The sequence below is a fragment of the Rhodoferax sp. genome (genome assembly GCF_010365055.1).
Classification (GTDB): Bacteria; Pseudomonadota; Gammaproteobacteria; order Burkholderiales; family Burkholderiaceae_C; genus Rhodoferax.
Map to the genome: position 1 here is coordinate 45,329 of NZ_JAAFHA010000011.1, position 17,647 is coordinate 62,975.

General features: G+C 60.6%; 22 protein-coding genes and 1 pseudogene. 8 read left to right on the top strand and 15 right to left on the bottom strand.

From position 1 onward, the window contains the following. Positions 1–8 precede the first annotated feature (8 nt). Together GZ093_RS04715 and GZ093_RS04720 are read right to left on the bottom strand one after the other, a co-directional pair. Complete coding sequence (locus GZ093_RS04715) at positions 9–518, bottom strand: DUF1269 domain-containing protein (RefSeq protein ID WP_296482784.1); 510 nt, start codon at positions 516–518, stop codon at positions 9–11. An 84-nt stretch (positions 519–602) separates the two neighbouring features. After that, entirely contained in the window at positions 603–1,244 is a 642-nt protein-coding gene (locus GZ093_RS04720) for a peroxiredoxin (protein ID WP_296482787.1), read from the bottom strand. Between the two features lie 189 nt (positions 1,245–1,433). Here GZ093_RS04720 and GZ093_RS04725 point away from each other — a divergent pair, with 189 nt between their 5' ends. Together GZ093_RS04725 and asd are read left to right on the top strand one after the other, a co-directional pair. Continuing rightward, the gene (locus tag GZ093_RS04725; RefSeq protein WP_296482790.1) at positions 1,434–1,895 is read left to right on the top strand and encodes a hypothetical protein; all 462 of its coding nucleotides are present in this window, start codon (positions 1,434–1,436) and stop codon (positions 1,893–1,895) included. 1 nt (position 1,896) lies between these two features. Beyond that, entirely contained in the window at positions 1,897–2,760 is an 864-nt protein-coding gene (asd, locus tag GZ093_RS04730; RefSeq protein ID WP_296482855.1) for an archaetidylserine decarboxylase, read from the top strand. 322 nt (positions 2,761–3,082) lie between these two features. Here the strand turns inward: asd and GZ093_RS20815 are convergent. The 5 genes and pseudogenes from GZ093_RS20815 to GZ093_RS04755 all read right to left on the bottom strand — a co-directional run bounded on the left by GZ093_RS20815 (position 3,083) and on the right by GZ093_RS04755 (position 7,202). Beyond that, a pseudogene (locus GZ093_RS20815) lies at positions 3,083–3,621 on the bottom strand (alpha/beta fold hydrolase). Between the two features lie 91 nt (positions 3,622–3,712). Next, positions 3,713–4,492 (bottom strand): phosphonate ABC transporter, permease protein PhnE, encoded by a 780-nt coding sequence (phnE, locus tag GZ093_RS04740; protein ID WP_296482857.1) that lies wholly within the window; start codon positions 4,490–4,492, stop codon positions 3,713–3,715. A 104-nt stretch (positions 4,493–4,596) separates the two neighbouring features. Next, the gene (locus GZ093_RS04745; RefSeq protein WP_296482796.1) at positions 4,597–5,424 is read right to left on the bottom strand and encodes an ABC transporter permease subunit; all 828 of its coding nucleotides are present in this window, start codon (positions 5,422–5,424) and stop codon (positions 4,597–4,599) included. A 10-nt stretch (positions 5,425–5,434) separates the two neighbouring features. After that, complete coding sequence (locus tag GZ093_RS04750; protein ID WP_296482799.1) at positions 5,435–6,265, bottom strand: ATP-binding cassette domain-containing protein; 831 nt, start codon at positions 6,263–6,265, stop codon at positions 5,435–5,437. 70 nt (positions 6,266–6,335) lie between these two features. Then, positions 6,336–7,202 (bottom strand): putative selenate ABC transporter substrate-binding protein, encoded by an 867-nt coding sequence (locus GZ093_RS04755; protein WP_296482803.1) that lies wholly within the window; start codon positions 7,200–7,202, stop codon positions 6,336–6,338. A 127-nt stretch (positions 7,203–7,329) separates the two neighbouring features. Here GZ093_RS04755 and GZ093_RS04760 point away from each other — a divergent pair, with 127 nt between their 5' ends. The 4 genes from GZ093_RS04760 (at position 7,330) to GZ093_RS04775 (ending at position 9,111) form a co-directional block, all read left to right on the top strand. Then, complete coding sequence (locus tag GZ093_RS04760; RefSeq protein ID WP_296482807.1) at positions 7,330–7,569, top strand: L-histidine N(alpha)-methyltransferase; 240 nt, start codon at positions 7,330–7,332, stop codon at positions 7,567–7,569. Between the two features lie 58 nt (positions 7,570–7,627). Further along, on the top strand, positions 7,628–7,813 hold the full coding sequence (locus tag GZ093_RS04765) for a hypothetical protein (protein ID WP_296482809.1): 186 nt from the start codon (positions 7,628–7,630) through the stop codon (positions 7,811–7,813). A 107-nt stretch (positions 7,814–7,920) separates the two neighbouring features. Continuing rightward, positions 7,921–8,691 carry a 23S rRNA (guanosine(2251)-2'-O)-methyltransferase RlmB gene (gene rlmB / locus GZ093_RS04770; protein WP_296482812.1) on the top strand — a complete coding sequence of 257 codons (771 nt, stop codon included), beginning with the start codon at positions 7,921–7,923 and terminating at the stop codon, positions 8,689–8,691. Between the two features lie 60 nt (positions 8,692–8,751). Beyond that, the gene (locus GZ093_RS04775) at positions 8,752–9,111 is read left to right on the top strand and encodes a hypothetical protein (protein ID WP_296482814.1); all 360 of its coding nucleotides are present in this window, start codon (positions 8,752–8,754) and stop codon (positions 9,109–9,111) included. A 51-nt stretch (positions 9,112–9,162) separates the two neighbouring features. On the opposite strand, the gene GZ093_RS04780 is transcribed toward GZ093_RS04775, so the two are convergent. The 4 genes from GZ093_RS04780 to GZ093_RS04795 form a co-directional block, all read right to left on the bottom strand. Next, on the bottom strand, positions 9,163–10,026 hold the full coding sequence (locus GZ093_RS04780) for a TIGR00730 family Rossman fold protein (protein WP_296482817.1): 864 nt from the start codon (positions 10,024–10,026) through the stop codon (positions 9,163–9,165). Between the two features lie 65 nt (positions 10,027–10,091). Further along, the gene (locus GZ093_RS04785) at positions 10,092–10,397 is read right to left on the bottom strand and encodes a YqjK-like family protein (protein WP_296482820.1); all 306 of its coding nucleotides are present in this window, start codon (positions 10,395–10,397) and stop codon (positions 10,092–10,094) included. After that, positions 10,384–10,785 (bottom strand): phage holin family protein, encoded by a 402-nt coding sequence (locus GZ093_RS04790; RefSeq protein ID WP_296482823.1) that lies wholly within the window; start codon positions 10,783–10,785, stop codon positions 10,384–10,386. Before GZ093_RS04790 ends, GZ093_RS04785 begins: the two co-directional genes overlap by 14 nt. A gap of 24 nt (positions 10,786–10,809) precedes the next feature. Further along, on the bottom strand, positions 10,810–11,121 hold the full coding sequence (locus GZ093_RS04795; RefSeq protein ID WP_296482826.1) for a DUF883 family protein: 312 nt from the start codon (positions 11,119–11,121) through the stop codon (positions 10,810–10,812). A gap of 131 nt (positions 11,122–11,252) precedes the next feature. Here GZ093_RS04795 and GZ093_RS04800 point away from each other — a divergent pair, with 131 nt between their 5' ends. Next, positions 11,253–12,650, top strand: coding sequence for an AMP-binding protein (locus GZ093_RS04800; RefSeq protein WP_296482829.1), 1,398 nt, complete (start codon positions 11,253–11,255; stop codon positions 12,648–12,650). A gap of 29 nt (positions 12,651–12,679) precedes the next feature. Here GZ093_RS04800 and GZ093_RS04805 read toward each other — a convergent pair whose 3' ends face one another. The 4 genes from GZ093_RS04805 to earP form a co-directional block, all read right to left on the bottom strand. After that, positions 12,680–13,585: a ribose-phosphate pyrophosphokinase gene (locus GZ093_RS04805; RefSeq protein ID WP_296482832.1), complete on the bottom strand. Its 906-nt coding sequence runs from the start codon at positions 13,583–13,585 to the stop codon at positions 12,680–12,682. Further along, positions 13,585–15,153, bottom strand: a complete 1,569-nt coding sequence (locus GZ093_RS04810; protein WP_296482835.1) for a thymidine phosphorylase family protein — start codon at positions 15,151–15,153, stop codon at positions 13,585–13,587. Before GZ093_RS04810 ends, GZ093_RS04805 begins: the two co-directional genes overlap by 1 nt. Before the next feature lie 128 nt (positions 15,154–15,281). Continuing rightward, positions 15,282–15,836, bottom strand: coding sequence for an elongation factor P (gene efp / locus GZ093_RS04815; protein WP_296482837.1), 555 nt, complete (start codon positions 15,834–15,836; stop codon positions 15,282–15,284). 91 nt (positions 15,837–15,927) lie between these two features. After that, positions 15,928–17,046, bottom strand: coding sequence for an elongation factor P maturation arginine rhamnosyltransferase EarP (gene earP, locus GZ093_RS04820; RefSeq protein ID WP_296482839.1), 1,119 nt, complete (start codon positions 17,044–17,046; stop codon positions 15,928–15,930). A 26-nt stretch (positions 17,047–17,072) separates the two neighbouring features. On the opposite strand from earP, the gene GZ093_RS04825 reads away from it, so the two are divergent. Beyond that, the coding region (locus tag GZ093_RS04825) for a GIY-YIG nuclease family protein (protein ID WP_296482849.1) at positions 17,073–17,647 on the top strand (575 nt) is incomplete at its 3' end.

Below are 17,647 nucleotides of genomic sequence, written 5' to 3' on the forward strand. Positions count from 1 at the left end.
GTAGTCAGTCACGGGAAGATCGGGATGTTGGGGTCTACGCCCTCAAGCTCCGCTTCTGCATGGTGACGGGTGACGAGTGACTCGATCTCCTGGACGCGCGGCGACGACACGTCAATCATCATCAATAATTGACCCTCTGCAATGGCCTTTTCAAATTTCTCGATGCGGCTATTAGGCAGTCCGGCGCCAACCATGCTTGACATCCAGGCCCCGAAGCCGGCGCCGAACGCGGTCATGCCGAGCAGAGCGCCACCACCGAACACAAACCCCGCGGGCGGGAAGGTGATGGCGAGCAGGCCGGCGAGCAAGCCGGCCAGGCCTCCTGCAGCAACACCGCGCTGCAGGGCCGGCACGAGATCGGAGCTTTGCGCCACACTCGCTCTCGGCAGATCCTCCAGCGGCGTGTCCTCGCGGGCAAGCATGTGAATGTGGCTCGCATCAATCCGGGCCAGCAACAACTCGTCGACGATTGCTTGCGCTGACGCGACCGACGGGACAAGGAAATAGATTCTGCGCATCATGCTTCTCCTGATGAAAGCCCCCACCCGTCGATCGTTCGCGACTGCAGGCAACAGCTCGCCAACCTGTTGCCCCAGTGAGCGTTACAGACTCTTGGTTGAGTAGTACCAGTCGACCGTTTTGTAGCCCTCGGTTGCGCGCTTGGCGATGGCCTCTGGGGTCTTGGGCGGCGGCACGATGACGTCGCAGCCCGGCGTCCAGCCCTCGGGAGTCGCCACGGAATTCTTGTCACTCGTCTGCATCGCCTGCAACAAGCGGATGAACTCGTTGATGGAGCGGCCGTTGCTCATCGGGTAGTAGACCATCGCGCGCAGCACACCGTCGGGATCGATGAAGAAGGTGGCGCGCACGGCCTGTGTGTCGGCGGCACCGGGGTGCACCATGCCATAAGCGCTGGCAACTTCCATCTTGATGTCTTCGATGATCGGGAATGGGATGTGCACACCAAACTTCTCTTGGATGTTCTGCGTCCAGGCCAGGTGCGAGAACAGGCTGTCGATCGACAGGCCGAGCAACTCGCAGTTCATGCTCTTGAAAGTGTCGGCTGCGTTGGCGAAACCGATGAACTCGGTGGTACATACGGGCGTGAAGTCGGCAGGATGGGAGAACAGAATCAGCCACTTGCCCTTGTAGTCTGCCAAGCTGCGATCACCGTGCGTGGTCTTGGCCTTGAAGCCGGGGGCTGGTTCATTGAGATGGGGGAACTGGCTGAGAATTTCGGACATGACGATCTCCTTGGGGTTTGGTGTGGTGTGGCTTGATGCGACACACAACCCCGTGCCGCTCCTGATGGTTGTGAATTATTTTCCCGTTGAATCCTTTGCCGCTCATTGACAAAAAGCAACCGTGCACATGCAGGGATGGTTGAGACTAATTTTTGCTTTGATGAAATTCTTCTGCACCGGACACTGATCATGAACGAACTCACCGGCCTCGAAATCCGCGTGCTCCATGAGGCACTTGATGACGAGTACCAAGCTTGGGCTATCTACGACCAGGTGATCGCCGATTTCGGCGAGGTCCGGCCGTTCATCAACATCCGCCAGGCCGAGGCGCGCCATATCGAGGCGCTTTTGGACTTGTTCGCGCGCTACGGGCTGCCCGTGCCGGCCAACCCGTGGCCGGGCAAGGTTGAGCGCTACGCCAGCCTGCAAGCAGCCTGTGAAGCGGGTGTGACTGCCGAGATCGCCAACGGCGAAATGTACGAGCGGCTGCTGGGGCAGACCCAGCGCACCGACATCCTCACGGTGCTGCGCCATTTGCAGGAGGCGTCGCAGCAGCGCCACTTGGCGGCATTCCAGCGTTGCGCGCAGCGCGGTGCGGCAGGTGGAGTTGGCCGCGGTGGGCGGGGTGCAGGGAATCGCGAAGGTGTCTGATCTGCTCGACCTTCTGGCAGTGCTGCCGCAGTATCTCTTGCCCAAGAGGATGTTGACCGCCTTTGCTGGCAAATGCGCTGCCTCCCATGCACGCTGGTGGACGCGCAGTGTGATCCCCTGGTTCATTGCGCGCTACGGCGTGAACATGGCCGAGGCAGCCGACCCCGGCGCTGGTGGCTACGCCTGCTTCAACGACTTCTTCACGCGCGCGCTGCGCGACGGGGTCCGCCCGCTGGCGCAGGCTGATTTCGTCAGCCCGGTGGACGGCGCGATTATCCAGTGCGGCCAGATCGAGGGCGACCAGCTGCTGCAGGCCAAGGGCCACCGCTACAGCACCCGCGCGCTGGTCGGCGGCGACGCCCGACTCGCAGCCCGGTTCGATGACGGCCAGTTTGCGACCCTTTACCTGAGCCCGAAGGACTACCACCGCATCCACATGCCCTGCGACGGACGCCTTGTGCGGATGATTTATGTGCCGGGCCACCTGTTTTCGGTCAACCCGACCACGACGCGCGGCGTGCCCGGGCTGTTTGCGCGCAACGAACGCGTGGTCTGCGTGTTCGATTCGGCCCGTGGCCCGTTCGTGCTGACCTTGGTCGGCGCCACCATCGTCGGCAGCATTGCCACCGTCTGGCATGGGGTGGTGAACCCGCCGCGCCTGGCTGCGGTACGGGAGTGGCAGTACGACGAGCAGGCCATTTCGTTGCGCCAGGGCGAGGAGATGGGCCGCTTTCTTCTCGGCTCCACGGTGGTCATGCTGTTCCCGAAGAACATGCTGCACCTTCGCGCAGACTGGGTGCCGGCGCGCACCGTCCACATGGGTGAGGCCATGGCCATGTTTTCAGCGTCAACAGCGCCTGCGTAGCCCGTTGACACGCCATCGGGCGCGCGAAGTGTGTTCCATGGCTTGCAGGAAAATGGCACAAAATTTGTAAAGAATATGACTGTAGACCGCGTGTTGATTAGTTATGTAGCTATATAAAACGCAGCAAACAAAGGTCTGCCGTCACGCAGACTGCCATGGGCAGTTGCTATGGCGTTTCCATTTTTTCTTCGTGCCCGATGGCTTTGGCGAACTCCGGCACCTTGCAGCGCCGCGCGCGGGCCACCGCTGTGGGAGGATTCGGATCTGGCAGCGCAATCCGCACCCGATTCTGATGCCGATCAGCGCTTGAGTTGGTGGCAAGCTAGAGCCGGGCCAGATGCAAAGCGGTTCGCAGCACCCCCGTGGGGGGTATGGACGCCATGAGCACGCCCGCCGGTGCACCATGCATTTGCAGATACTTTTGAACCACCAGTCCGCCCATGGAATGGCCGATGACGATGGGCGCGGCACTTAACTGGCGGGCAACTTGGGCCACATCGCCCACATAATCTGCCAAGCGGTCCAGCGCAAACGCCGGCGACCCTCGCTGTTCCCGTGTCCTCGAAGACTGATCGCATGCACCTGGAACCCCTGCTGTGCAAGGTAGTCCGCAAAATACACCTTCCAACACCATGCTCCATGCCAAGCGCCGTGCACCAGCAACACCGGACTCTTGCTTGACTCCCGCAACGGCTGCTGTGACAGGACTTCCAAGTTCATTTTGTGCACCGGTTTGGAGAGTCGATTGGACCTGCTGGCGTATGGCTGCGCTTGACAAGTGTCAAAGGCAATGGCGATTAGGATGGGCGCCGATGCCACAGCCCGAGCTGCCTCGATCTTCCTGCTGCAATCTTCATTCATTTGCCTGAGAGAAAAACATTTGAAATCAAGATCAGATGACAGCTTTTAGGGCCGCTGATTCACCATCCACTCCAACCATGCCAACCCAAGCCTAACGCTGCAGCCCCAGGCGGGTGAGATAACTCAAACCGTCCACCAGCGCCACCAGAATCATCGTGGCGATGAGCACCGAACTGGTTTCCATCATCTGGAACAAGCCCATGTGAAAAGCCAGCATTTGCCCCAGGCCACCCGCGCCGACCACGCCCAGAATGGCGGCCGCGCGGATATTGTTCTCCCAGCGGTACAGCGTGTAGCTCACCAGTTGGGGCAGGGCTTGGGGCAGGTCGGCGTACCAAAACACCTGGGCGGGCCGCACGCCCCGCAAGCGCAGCGCCTCGGCAGGGCCTTGCGGCTGGTTCTCAAAACTCTCGGCAAACAAGCGGCCGAGCACCCCGGTGGTGTGCAGCGCCAGCGCCAGGGTGCCGGCCAGGGGGCCCAGACCCGCAGATATCAACAACAGCGCGGCCCACACCAGCTCCGGAACGCTGCGCAGGGCGTTGAGCAGCAGCCGTGTGAGGTCACGCCAGCGGGCCGGGTCATCGGGGTGGGTCTTCGCAGCAGGCAGTGCCAGCGCCAGACCAGCCAGCGCAGCCAGGGCCGTGCCCACCGCTGACATGGCCAGGGTTTCCAGGCTAGCCCAAAAGATTTTGCGCAGAAAGGCCAAGTCGGCTTGCGGCTGTGTCAATTCCTGGATGAAACGCCCCATGGATGCCAGCGCGTCACCCGACAAAAACTTGCGCCATTGCAAGTCCAGCGAAGCAAAGCTGCTCAGCACCAGAATGACCAAGCCCAGAGTCAGCCAGCACGCTGTGCAGTGCAGGTTCCAAATGGGGGGCGGTCGTCCCAGTGCCGGCCGGGTTATTGTTTGCCCAGCGCTTTCACAGGTGGGCCCGGACACCCGCTCTGGCAGCCCAGGTTCGCGCGTTGGCTTGATCATGCGAGGGCACTTCTGAGCAGGGCACTGACTCGGTCAGCCAACCAGACCAGTGCCATGAACACCAACAGCATGGTGGCGACCTCACTGCCGTTGAACATTTTCATGGACGCGTCCATTTGCTGACCCAAACCCCCGGCACCCACAAAGCCGAGCACGGCAGAGGAGCGAATGGCGCACTCCCAGCGGTAAATCGTGTAGCTGGTGAGCTCCGTGGCGCGTTGCGGCAACAAGGCGTAGAAAAAAGCCTGCAGTCGTCCCGCACCGTTGCGCAGCAGTGCCTGTGTTGGCTGCGCATCGCCCGATTCCAGAATCTCGGCATACACCTTGCCTAGCATGCCGGCGTAGGTGAGCGCAATGGCCAACACGCCCGAGGTCGGTCCCAGCCCCACCACACGCACAAAGATCAGCGCCCAGATCAGCTCGGGCACGCTCCTGAGCAGCATCAGCAACCAGCGCACGGCTTGGCGGACAGATGCGGGAAGAAACGCCATGCGGCCGACCAGTGCCGACACCGACAAGGTGCGCGATGCGATCAGCGCCAGTGGCACCGCCCACCCCAGAGCCAGCGTGATGCCTGCGGTGGCGATGGCCACGGTGCGCCAGGTCTCGCGCGCCACCATCCACAAAAATTCAGGCTCCAGCCTGGGCGGAAAAAAGTCGCCCAAAAAGTGCAAGGTGGGTTGCAGGCTTTGCGGGCTCAACAGCGCCCAGGGCTTGAATTCAGCCAGCACCAGCAGCGGCCAGGCCACGGCCAGCGTCGCCCATAGCGCAAACACGCGGCCGATCCAGGCGGGGTCGCGGCGCGGGGCGACCCTCAACGACATGGTTCGTCTTTCACCGGTATGTGGCCACCAGCGTTGACATGGCTGCAGCAGACAGCTCGACCACGGGTGCGGTGCCAGCCAGTTCGTCAAGATGGCGGGCGTACAAATCGGTCAGCCGCGCGGGGCTTACTTGGTCTGCGGGCAGGTCAAAGACAATCTCGCCTTCGCGCAGCCCCACGATCCGGGGAAAGTGCTGCAAAGCCATTTCCACGTGGTGCAAGGTGGCAACCAGCGTGGCCTTGTGCTCACGCGCCACCGCGGTCAGTGACTCGCAGGCTTGGCGGGCGCGTTCGGGATCCAGCGCCGACAAGGGCTCATCCACCAGCAACAGCGTCGCCTTGGACACGGCCAGCCGCGCCAAACCAACGCGCTGGCGCTCACCACCTGAGAGCCGATCGACGCGGTCAAACAGCTTTTCTGACAAGTCAAAACGCGCCAGCGCGTCATAAGCCAGGTCAAGCCGTTGAGGGTAGAACAGGTTGCTCAAGCTGGCCCACAGCCCCATGCCAGGCAACCGGCCCGCCAGCACAGCGGTGACCACCCGTTGGCGCGGGGGCAGCGGCGGCACCTGCGGCGCCAGAAACAACTGACCGCGCAGGCGCTGCAGATCAGGCGTGCGCAGAGCCCAGGGGTTGCGCTGATCCAGCAACAAGTCGCCCTGTGTTGGTGGCAGGGCGCAGGCCAAGAGCTGCAGCAGCGTGGTTTTACCGGCGCCAGAAGGACCGATGATGGCCAGCTGCTCACCAGACGCCACGCGCAAGCTCAGTGCCTTCAGAGCAGGGGCGGTGGCGGACTTGGCTGCAGGGTGACTTGCCGAACAGTTCTGCAGCACCACTTTCATAGATGAAAATGGCTTGCAGCCCCCGATTCATATGGGCTTGTAGCTATCAAAACGGAATTGCTCCAGGCCGTTACTTGAGCAAACCTGCACTGCGTGCGGCGGTCTCAATGCCCCTGTAATTGGCGGCTTGGGTCGGAATAAACCGGCTGGCGCGCTGCAATTCCAACAGTTGCTTGCCCTCTGGCGTGCTGTTGTTCAGGTCGAGAAAGGCGCGGGTGACTTTGTCCTTCAGGGCTTGGGGCATGTCGGCGTGCACCGTCCAGTTGTAGTCAAAGTAAGCGGGTGTGGTGTAGAACACCCGGACCTTGGCGCTGTCGACCTTTTTGTCGGCCACAAACTTTTCCCACACCGAGATGTTCAGCGCACCGGCATCCACCTTGCCGGCGGCGACCGCCGCAATGGTGGCATCGTGTGCGCCCGAGAAAGCCACACGTTTGAGGTCTTTGTCAGGGTCGACCTTGGCTTCCAGCATGAAACTGCGTGGCATCAGGTGCCCGGACGTGCTCGACGCTGCGCCAAAGCTGAGTGTTTTGCCTTTCAGGTCAGCCAGCGAATGGATGTCAGCGTTCGAGGTGATGAAGATCGACTTGAACTTTTCATCCTCCGCGCGCTGCACCAGCGGCTCGGCCTTGCCCCCGGAGCGGACATGGGCCTGCACAAAGGTGAAGCCGCCGAACCAGGCCATGTCCACTTGCTTGTTGACCAGGGTTTCCACCGCGGCGGCGTAGTCAGACACGGGGGTGAACTCGACCTTTATGCCCAGCCTTTGTTCCAGGTATTTCACCAGTGGCGCGGCCTTGCGGGCCAGTTCGGTGGGCGACTCGTCAGGGATGGCGGTGATTTTGAAGACCTGCTCGGCGAGCGTTTGGGTTGCGAACCCGAAGGCAGCGCAGGCGATCAGTGCTTGAAGTGTCAAGCGGCGTGAGGTGTTGAGCATTAAGAGCTTTCCAGAGTTTGAGTTAGCCAGCGCATGTAAAGGTGCGCCAAGGCGGGCGCAATGTTAATGGGAATTGGGTTGATGGCCTGAAACGCCACGATCAGGCCCTTGCCAGTCGCCGCGCCGCATGAAAACCCCAGAATTTGTCCAGCTTCACCATGACCACCATGACCACGCCGAGGTCATTCGCCACGAACTCATTCAAGGGTTGACCGCCGACCCGCAGCCCGGTGGTGCAGACGTCTCGCCCAAGTTTCCTTACGACGCTTTGGGTTCGCGCTTGGTTGAAGCCATCACCGAGTTTCCCGAGTACTGCCCCACGGGTGACCAAAATACCCCAACTTCTCATGGTGGCAGATCAGTTTGACGCGACGAAGATGATTGAAACTTCTGGTAAAGTGCCTCTAACAACCTGAAAGAATACTTTGGCAACACCGAATTACGGATACGAGAAGCGTCAGAAAGAACTGGCGAAAAAGAAGAAAAAAGAAGAAAAGCTTAAGCACAAAGCCGATCGCAAGGTGGGTGAGGGTGCTGAAGGCGATGTGCCCGATGAAAATGAAGCGGCTCAATCGACTGAGCCCGGCGCTGAGGGCCCGGTGTCGTCCTGAGTCGCACGACACAAAACGGCGACGCACGGTGTTGAAACCAGCCACTCCGTTTTATAAATAGGCCGTGGGTGGCTCTTGCCAAGAGCGCAAGCCACGATAATTCAGCCATGTCTTCAACCAAAGTCTTATTCGGCTTCCATGCCGTCGGCGTGCGTCTCAAAACTGCGCCCAAATCCATCATCGAGATTTATTTCGAGCCGACACGGCGCGATGCGCGCATGCGCCAGTTTCTGGACAAAGCCAATGAGGCCGGTGCGCGCCTGATCGAGTCCGATGGCATCCGTCTGGCCAAGCTGTGTGGCGGCCACGGTCACCAGGGCGTGGCGGCGCGGGTGCAGGAACTGGCCCAAGTTCACTCGCTGGACGAATTGCTGGAACAACTCGAAGCCGCGCAAGCGGACAAGCCCGTGGCCGAGCGTGAAGCACCGTTGATTCTTGTGCTCGATGGCGTCACCGATCCCCACAACCTGGGTGCCTGCCTGCGTGTGGCCGACGGCGCTGGCGTGCACGCCGTGATCGCCCCCAAAGACCACGCCGCCGGCATCAATGCCACAGTGGCCAAGGTTGCCAGCGGCGCGGCCGAGACCGTGCCCTACTTCATGGTGACCAATCTGGCGCGCACCTTGAATGAGCTCAAGGAACGCCATATCTGGATCATCGGCACCAGCGACGTGGCACCTAAAACCATTTACCAGGCCGACCTCAGAGGTCCGGTGGCGCTGGTGCTGGGTGCCGAGGGCGACGGCATGCGCGCGCTGACCGCCAAAACCTGTGATGAATTAGTGAGCATCCCGATGCGCGGCGCCGTTGAGAGCCTCAATGTGTCGGTGGCCAGCGGTGTGTGTTTGTATGAGGCGCTGCGCCAGCGATTGAATTGACGACGGCGCGTGGGCGCTGCGTTGCACTTCAGTCTGTCTTTCCCACCTCTTGGGGGTTTTATGGTTACTACTAAATTCAGAGCTACTCATGCTTTATTGGCGGGGGCTAGCGCGTTATTTCTTCTTACAAGTTGCACACAGGAGCAGCAGAACAAGATCAGCCGCGACATCCAGAACTGGACCGGAACCAACGGCGTGCTGGAGGTCTATGCGGGCGACAAGGTGATGCGTCGTTTCCTCAAGATCGACAAGCTCAGCACCGGCATGGGCACGGATGACAACAAACCGCGTCCTTATCGCTATGGTTATGGCGTGCTGGACGAGAACTTGAATTTTGTCGCGGATCCAGGCGAGAAAAAAGTCTACTTTGAGATCAGCGACTACGGCTCCAACTACCTGTTCTTTGAGAGCCCGCGCTGATCAAAAGGCGTTGGACGCGCTGGTTTTGAGCTGGTCCAAGCCAGCCCCAACCTAGAGGTCATAAAAGGCGCGTATGACTTCCCATGCCGCAGCGGCATCATCCACGTAAGTGAACAGGTCCAGGTCCTGCGCCGAGATCACGCCTTCTTCGACCATCAGATCCATGTTGATCAGTCGCTTCCAGTAGTCGGTGCCAAACAAGACAATCGGCACCGGTTTGGACTTGCGGGTCTGCACCAGGGTGATTACTTCAAACAATTCATCGAGCGTGCCAAAGCCGCCGGGGAACGCCACCAGGGCCTTGGCCCGCATCATGAAATGCATCTTGCGCAGCGCAAAGTAGTGAAACTTGAAGCTCAAGGTTGGCGTGATGTAGGGGTTGGGGTTCTGCTCGTGCAGCAGGGAAATATTCAGGCCCACGCTCAGGGCGCCCATTTCGTGCGAGCCACGGTTAGCGGCCTCCATGATGCCAGGGCCGCCGCCGGTGGCAATGAAGAGGCGCTCTTCATGCCGTCGGTGCGCGCTGTACCCCGCGACCTGCCGGGCAAACAGGCGCGCCTGGTCGTAGTAGTGGGCGTTGCGCATCTGTCGCTGGGCGACACGCAGCGCGTTGGCATCCCCGCTGGCTTGCGCTTGCTGCAGACTCGCCTGGGCAGTCTCGGGCGAGGGCGAGCGGGCGCTGCCAAAAACCACAATAGTGCTGTCGACACCTTGCTCGGCCTGGTCCAGATCGGGCTTGAGCATTTCAAGTTGAAAGCGGATGCCGCGTGTTTCTCGCCGCACCAAAAATTCTGGGTCGGCAAATGCCAGGCGGTAGGCATCTGCCTCCAACAGAGGGGCGATGTCAGCCTGGCTTTTCAACTCCGTTTCGGAATCAGGCAGGCGAGGTTCGGAAAGGTTTTCAGTGGTGTCCATGGCTGCGATTGTGTGCGAAAAACTGTGACACATCGCCTGGCCAACCCGCGGCGGATCGACTTAATTCAAGGAAGCTGTCTTCGGATGGGTTGTTTAGCCAACCAATGCTGTGTTTGCCTGTAAGCCTTCCAGGCCCACCACAGGCGCCCGCCCCACACCATCGCACGTCGCGGTCGCACCAGAACCGAAAGTGCCAGAACGCCGAGCGGCCACTGTGGGTTGCGATAAATCCATTGCAGACCGCCTCGTGCCTGGTCGATCATGGCCAGAGGTCGCTGCAAAACCTGCGCCTGATCGGCCAGGACCAGGCGCAAGCGCGCACTGTGCGCCAGCAACTGCTGTTGGCGCACGACCAGTTCATCGTTGTTCATGGGAACCTGAGGTTTGAAGGCCAGCGCGATCGAGCTTCAACTCAGCCAGGCTCGCTTCAAATATGCCCGTCGCACTCTGCAGTCGTTTTCGCGCCGCGAACGCCAACCAGGCGCCGGCAGCGAAAAATAGCAGCGTCAGAACGCCCACTGCGGGCAGGCGATAACCCTCCCAAAACAGCAGGATGATGAAGCCGCACAACAACACCACGCCGACACCCACCGCCAGGAGGGCAATCAAGCCGAAGAGCAGGGCGTCAAAGAGACGCCGCTTCTCCAGTTCGAGCTCGGTGCCCAGCAGTTCCAGTCTTACCTGGGCAATCTCAAGTACCGTACCCAGCAGGCGGCGCACCGAGGCGAACAGACCGCTACTCTTTCCCGTGTTGCTCATGCATTGGGCAGAAAAGCTGCCGACTTAACGACGACTGATCAGCAGGCCGACGACTAGCCCGATGCCCGCCGCGATACCGATTGATTTCCAGGGGTTGACATGCACAAAATCGTCAGCAGCGTGGCCTGCTGCCTTGGCTTTGGCAACGGTTGCCTCCTGTAAATGACGCAGTTCGTCCTTGGCCTGGTTCATTCGGGCTTGCACGCGGCCACGCAGATCGGCGGCGCTTTCACCTGCTTGGTCAGCCGTCATGCGCAGCACCTCTCCAGCGTCGGCAATTACCGTGTTCAGGTCGCTCATTAATTTGTCTTTTTGAACCGTCGTGATGTCATCCATTGCAAACCTCCATTGGAATTGAAACCCAATCGAACAATACTGACTGATTCGGTGCCATGACTTGATAAAAATCACAGGCATTGATCATGCACAAATTTGAGGTTTTGAAGTCGCACTAGCATGTTGTGCCTATGAGGACAGTTTTTGATCCCTTGCGCTTGAGTGCTGTGGCGCTCGATGTCTTGGCCAGTGGTCGTGCAACGCCGGACGCGATCGCCGCGCGCCAACAGTCCAGACTGGCTCATCTGCTTGATGCCGCTGTGCGCGGGTCCCGAATCTTCCGGGAGCGCCTGCAAGGCATGCCACCCGCCACCCCTCTGAGCGCGCTACCGGTGCTGGGCCGAGCCGAGCTGATGGCGCGCTTTGAGGATTGGGTGACTGACCCACAACTCAAGTTGCAGGAGCTTCGCAGCTTCACCGCCGATGCCAAGCGCATAGGCGAGCCCTACCTGGGCAAGTACCTGGTCTGGGAAAGTTCTGGCACCAGCCATCAACCGGGTATGTTCGTCCAGGATGCACGCGCGATGGCGGTTTACGATGCCCTGGAGGCGTTGCGGCGCAGCACGCTGCGGCCATTGCAGCGCTTGTTTGATCCTCTGTTGCTGGCGGAGCGCATCGCCTTTGTGGGTGCCACCACGGGCCACTTTGCCAGCATGGTGAGCATGCAGCGGCTGCGCCAGCTCAATCCGTTCATGGCGCAGAGCTTGCGTTGCTTTTCCATTTTGCAGTCAAACAGCGCTTTGCTCGATGAGCTCAATGCGTTTGCACCGACTGTGATTGCCACCTATCCGACCGTGGCAGCGTTGCTGGCCGATCAGGCGGCACAAGGGGCGCTGCACTTCCTGCCAAGGGAAATATGGACAGGCGGTGAAACGCTAAGTAGAGCCGTGCGCCGACACCTGGAACAGACACTTGGGTGCGTGGTGCGCAACAGCTATGGCGCCTCGGAATTCATGTCGATCGGCTGGGAGTGCGGCCACGGGCAGATGCATGCGAACACCGACTGGGTGATTTTGGAACCGATTGACGCGCAGGGGCAGCCGGTCCCGGACGGGAAGGCATCACATTCCACCTTGTTGACGAACCTGGCCAATTTCGTGCAACCGCTAATTCGTTATGACCTGGGCGACCAGATCACGCTGCATCCAGAGCGCTGTGAATGCGGCTCGTCACTGCCGGTGATCGAGGTGCAGGGTCGCCGGGACGATCCCTTGCTGATGGCAGGACAGAATGGGCGTCAGGTCACGCTCTTGCCGCTGGCGCTGACGACGGTGCTGGAAGATGAGGCAGGCGTCTTCGATTTTCAATTGCGCCAGCAGGATGATCACACCCTGGTGCTCAGGCTGGATCTGCAGGGAGCCGACGCCACAGCTGCAGCCGCGCGTTGCGTAAACGCCCTGGAACAGTTTGCCGTGGCGCAGGGCCTGGCCCGGCTGCGCGTTCTTACAGAATTGGGGCAGCCGGTGCCGCGCGGGCGCAGTGGCAAGGCGCAACGCGTCGTCGCTCAAAGGCAAGGCAAGCACCGTTGATGTGCGCATCCATCCGGCAGGACCAGCGCTCAGCGCGTCGTGGTCATGGCGTCGATGCGGGTCAACGCCTCACCCAGGGGGCCGCTCATGCTGATGGCATTGCTGGCATGCTTGACGCAGTCGCTGCTCCAGACCTCGCGCACACCCGCGTTCAAAATCATGGACCAGGCATCAGCCACAAAGAGCGCGTGCGTGACCGCCACATCGACCGAGGTTGCGCCCGCAGCCAGCAGTTGGCGCGTTGCCTGAGCCAGGGTGTGGCCGGTGCTGACCACGTCGTCGAGCAGCACCACTTGACGGCCTGCCACGGGAATGTCCGGCAGCGCAATCTCGACCGCCCGGTCGCCACGGCGCACCTTGTGGCAAACAGCGTGGTCAAAACCGTGGCGCGTGGCAGCCTGAGCGACCCATTGCTTTGATTCTTCATCCGGCCCGAGCAGCAGGGCTTGCGCGCAATGGGTGGCAATCAGGTCGGACAGCAAGGGGGCTGCGCTGAGCGCCACCGCATTGGCCACGGGCACAGCTTGCTGCAATGTGGTGACGCGGTGCAAATGGGGGTCAACGGTGATGACGGCATCAAACATGCCGGCCAAGAACCGCCCGACAATGCGCTGGCTGATGGCTTCGCCCGGTTCAAACGCGACGTCCTGTCGCATGTAGCCGAGGTAGGGCGCCACCAGCGTCAAGTGCCGGGCGCCCAGGTCACGCGCGGTTTTGGCCGCCAACAACAGTTCGACCAGTTTTTCATTCGGGTCGTTGAGCGTGCGCAGGATGACCACATGATCCGGCAGGCTCGGGGGCAGGCGCAGCTTGATTTCGCCATCGGGAAAGCGGTGACGATCGATACGGATCAGGTGGTGCCCAGCGGCCTGGGCGATGCGTGCAGCGCTCTCTTGCTCATCCTCAAAACACAGCAAAACAGGTGTTGATGGCATCAAAATTCCGTAAATACATGGGGCACATCTTCGGCTCGCCCGATGGTATAGCCGGTCGACTTGGCGCTGGCTTGGCGCGCAAAATCGAGGTCGCTTTGAAACCCGGCGTGAACGCGGTACAGAGGCTCGCCGCTTGCCACCGCGTCCCCCAGTTTGTGAAACAGGTCAATGCCGGCACCGATGACTTTGGGCGCACCCGCCAGACGGGCGATGCGCGCCACCTGCAGGTTGTCAATGCCGGTGACTACGCCGGACTCGCTGGCGCAAATATCAAAGGTCAAGGCGCCGAGTTGCGGATGGTTGTGATCAAAGGGCTTGGCGCCCTGGGCGGCAATGATGGCGTTCATTTTCGCCAGCGCCCGGCCAGAATCCAGAATGTCCCGCGCGATCGCAAAACCGTCGCCACCGCGCACGTCCGGGTGGCATTCAATCAGCCGGCCAGCCAATCGCAAGGATTTTTGCCGCAAGTCGTTGGGCGCCCGGGCGTCGTTCTCCAGAACCCGCATCACATCGCGCGCCTCCAGCACCGGGCCAATGCCATTGCCAACCGGTTGGCGTCCATCCGTCACGATCACGTCCAGCGACAGATGCATCCGCGCCGCCACGTACTCGAACAGCCGGCGCAGACGTTGCGCGTCAGGCATGGAACGCACTTTGGCGCTGGGACCGATGGGGATGTCCAGCACCAGATGGGTGGAGCCCGCGGCAATTTTCTTGGACAGAATGGAGGCCACCATTTGCCCGGGCGAGTCAATTGCCAGCGGTCGTTCGACCGAAATCAGCACATCGTCGGCCGGCGACAAATGGGCGGCGCCGCCCCAGGCCAGGCAGCCCCGGTGCGCGCGCACGATGTCCGCCAACTGATCAAAAGGCAGCTCCACCTTGGCCAACACTTCCATCGTGTCGGCCGTGCCGGCCGGGGAGGTGATGGCACGCGATGAGGTCTTGGGGCACAGCAGGCCGTGCGCCGCCACAATGGGCACCACCAGCATGGAGGTGCGGTTGCCGGGAATGCCACCAATACAGTGTTTGTCCACCACCAGGGGCTCGTGCCAGTTGAGCGTTCGCCCGGTGGCCACCATCGCCTCGGTCAAAAAGTACACCTCCTCGCGGTCCAGTTCGTCCCGGTTGGTGGCCACAACAAAAGCACTCAACTCAATTTTGGAATAGTGCAATTCAGCGATGTCGCGCACGATATCCAGAAAGTCCTCACGGCCGAGCCGCTCACCGGCCAATTTGCGGCGCAGCGCGCCAATGGACTGCGGCGGCTCGGCCTGGGACACCGAAGCAGGGTGACCATCGGTCACGGCCATCTGAGCAAAAGCGTCCTCCGACAAGCCGAGCTCATCGCAGGCGACGATATGGGGGTCATCCACGACGTTCAGGGTGGCCAGAATGTGGCGTCCGTTGGCCCGCACCTCGACTTTGGACAAGGCCTGAAAGCCTTCAGCCCGGTACACCGCGCAGTCCCGGTGCAGGTAGGCCACGTTTTCACGGTAGGTGTCGATCGCCACCCGGCGCAGCACCAGCTTGCTAGCCAGCTGCGGTTTGTCGCTGTGTTTGCGCATACCCGAAGCCTACATCGCTTTGCTGGACGGGAACAAAAAAAGTTTGCGAGATGAGGCTCGGCAGTTGCCCATAAAAAAAGGGCTTCCTGGAAGCCCTTTTTGCCGCAGCCCGCTGGGCGGGCTGGCGCCTAAACGCGTTTGCGGTATTCGCCGGTGCGGGTGTCGATCTCGACCTTGTCGCCCTGCGCCACAAAAATTGGCACACCCACGTCAAAACCGGTGGAGATTTTGGCGGGCTTGAGCACCTTGCCGGAGGTGTCGCCCTTGACGGCAGGTTCGGTCCAGGTGATTTCGCGCACCACGTTGGTGGGCATTTCAACCGAAATGGCTTTTTCGTTGTAGAACACCACTTCGAGTTCCATACCATCTTCGAGGTAGTTCAGCGAGTCACCCATGTTCTCGGCTTCGACTTCGTACTGGTTGAATTCGGTGTCCATGCAGATGTACATCGGCTCGGCAAAGTAAGAATAGGTGCATTCCTTCTTGTCCAGAATGACTTGTTCCAGCTTGTCGTCGGCCTTGTACACCACTTCGGTGTTGAAGTTGGCGATCAGACTTTTAAGCTTCATACGCACGGTGGACGAATTGCGGCCACCGCGGCTGTATTCGGTCCGTAGCACGACCATCGGGTCTTTGCCGTACATGATGACATTACCAACGCGAATTTCTTGAGCGGTTTTCATAGCGAGATGTGTGAAAGTTGGCCGCTGGTGACGCGGCAAGGGCGGTATGGACGGATGAAAAACCCGGTCAGGTCCCGCAAAGCTGGCTATTTTAAAGGTTTTTTAAAGCAAAACGCATGATCTGGGTCACAAGGTCGTCTTGCTGGCGCAGTTGGTGGCCAACGCTAGCCACGACTTGCTGCCAAGAATCAAGCGCCAACGCGGGCAATTGCGTCGCTTGGCTGGCCTTGCTGCCTGTGCGGCTATTCACACCATTCCAGACCCGGTGAAACGCCCGCAGTGAGGGCGGGGCGCCCAACATGTCCAGAAAAGCTTCCAGCTTGCGGTGATGGGCGTCGTCGTGCTGCGGGTAGATCTGCCAGACAAAGGGCTGGTTGGCCCACAAGGCGCGCACCAGTGAATCCTCCCCGCGAACAAAATTCAGCTCACAGGCCCACAGCAGATGGTCGTAGTCGTATTGAGTAAGTGGCGGAAGGTAACTAATTGATAGCTGCTGACGCTTATTCCATGAGGGCTGCAGCCTATTTTTATCCAAAATACAGGCGGAAACCGCTGCGCTCGCCCGACCCGCGGTGACCAGCAGCCGGGTCGCCTGCGGGCCCGTGGCCAACTGGTCCAACAAGTCGGCCAAGGCCGGCGGTTCGTAGCAAAACAGGGATACCAGGCGCTCGCCCTGCCAGGCAATGCCTTTGTGCTGCAGCCAGCCGACACGGTTGAAGCGGGCCTGGCGCTCGGCCAGATCGGGTTCCCGCAGCAGGCCACCCGTGCCCGCCGTGAAGCCGGGGTAGAAGAAGTATTTGCACAGACCCGCGCCTGGCCCGGTCATGACCGGGGAGGGGAGGCCGTGATTGCGTTCGGCGTAGCCTTCAGCACTCAGGTATTCCAGGTTAATCCATAAGCCTTTTTGGCCTCTAGCCCCCGTCCATCCTTCGCAAGCAGCTATAAATTCAGGACCAATTTCACAACCGAATGTTTCCAACAAAATGTCGCCTGGCGCCAAGCCTTGAGTCTCAATCGGCGCGGTCCAGTGACGGATTTCGACGTTGGGCGCACCCTCGGGCGCCATCCAGACCAGCGCACTGGGATCGTCAACCCAGAAGCGCACGCGTTCGCCGCGCGCCCCCAAGCCAGCGCTCAAGCGCCAGCCCACGCCGATGTCACCGTAGTTGTCAATGACCCGGCAAAAGATGTCCCAAAGTTTTCCTGTCACGCCTGAATTGTCCACAATACGCACTTATGCCTCATTTGCCAAATTCCACCTCACCCGAGGCGCCCGATAGCCCACCCGCTGCGGCCCTGTCCGCACACCCGGCGCAACTGCTCATCGACGTGGCGGGTCTGCCACCGCTGCCGGGGGTCTACCGCTATTTTGATTTTGAGGGCACGGTGCTCTATGTGGGCAAGGCCATCAATTTGAAAAAGCGGGTGTCGAGCTATTTTCAGAAAAATCACGGCGGCACCCGCATCGGCCACATGGTGAGCAAGATTGTGCGGCTGGAAACGACCGTGGTGCGCTCGGAAGCCGAGGCGCTGTTGCTGGAAAACAACCTGATCAAGACCCTCAGCCCCAGGTACAACATTCTGTTTCGGGATGACAAGAGTTACCCGTACTTGAAGATGACCGGCGCAAGTGCCTCATCGAATCCCGGCAGCAGCTTTCCGCGGGTGTCCTACTACCGCGGTGCGGTCGAGAAGAGGCACCAGTATTTCGGACCCTACCCGAGCGCCTGGGCGGTCAAGGAGGCGATTCTGCTGATGCAAAAGGTGTTTCACCTGCGCACCTGTGAAGACCCGGTGTTCAACAACCGCAC

Bases quoted from the DNA above. Each gene is read 5' to 3' on its own strand.
- GZ093_RS04750 (WP_296482799.1), bottom strand. From the start codon at position 6,265: ATGAAAGTGGTGCTGCAGAACTGTTCGGCAAGTCACCCTGCAGCCAAG.
- GZ093_RS04725 (WP_296482790.1), top strand. From the start codon at position 1,434: ATGAACGAACTCACCGGCCTCGAAATCCGCGTGCTCCATGAGGCACTT.
- GZ093_RS04805 (WP_296482832.1), bottom strand. From the start codon at position 13,585: ATGCCATCAACACCTGTTTTGCTGTGTTTTGAGGATGAGCAAGAGAGC.
- GZ093_RS04755 (WP_296482803.1), bottom strand. From the start codon at position 7,202: ATGCTCAACACCTCACGCCGCTTGACACTTCAAGCACTGATCGCCTGC.
- GZ093_RS04720 (WP_296482787.1), bottom strand. From the start codon at position 1,244: ATGTCCGAAATTCTCAGCCAGTTCCCCCATCTCAATGAACCAGCCCCC.
- GZ093_RS04795 (WP_296482826.1), bottom strand. From the start codon at position 11,121: ATGGATGACATCACGACGGTTCAAAAAGACAAATTAATGAGCGACCTG.
- GZ093_RS04760 (WP_296482807.1), top strand. From the start codon at position 7,330: ATGAAAACCCCAGAATTTGTCCAGCTTCACCATGACCACCATGACCAC.
- GZ093_RS04785 (WP_296482820.1), bottom strand. From the start codon at position 10,397: ATGAACAACGATGAACTGGTCGTGCGCCAACAGCAGTTGCTGGCGCAC.
- GZ093_RS04775 (WP_296482814.1), top strand. From the start codon at position 8,752: ATGGTTACTACTAAATTCAGAGCTACTCATGCTTTATTGGCGGGGGCT.
- GZ093_RS04715 (WP_296482784.1), bottom strand. From the start codon at position 518: ATGCGCAGAATCTATTTCCTTGTCCCGTCGGTCGCGTCAGCGCAAGCA.
- GZ093_RS04745 (WP_296482796.1), bottom strand. From the start codon at position 5,424: ATGTCGTTGAGGGTCGCCCCGCGCCGCGACCCCGCCTGGATCGGCCGC.
- GZ093_RS04790 (WP_296482823.1), bottom strand. From the start codon at position 10,785: ATGAGCAACACGGGAAAGAGTAGCGGTCTGTTCGCCTCGGTGCGCCGC.
- GZ093_RS04810 (WP_296482835.1), bottom strand. From the start codon at position 15,153: ATGCGCAAACACAGCGACAAACCGCAGCTGGCTAGCAAGCTGGTGCTG.
- GZ093_RS04800 (WP_296482829.1), top strand. From the start codon at position 11,253: ATGAGGACAGTTTTTGATCCCTTGCGCTTGAGTGCTGTGGCGCTCGAT.
- rlmB (WP_296482812.1), top strand. From the start codon at position 7,921: ATGTCTTCAACCAAAGTCTTATTCGGCTTCCATGCCGTCGGCGTGCGT.
- GZ093_RS04780 (WP_296482817.1), bottom strand. From the start codon at position 10,026: ATGGACACCACTGAAAACCTTTCCGAACCTCGCCTGCCTGATTCCGAA.
- efp (WP_296482837.1), bottom strand. From the start codon at position 15,836: ATGAAAACCGCTCAAGAAATTCGCGTTGGTAATGTCATCATGTACGGC.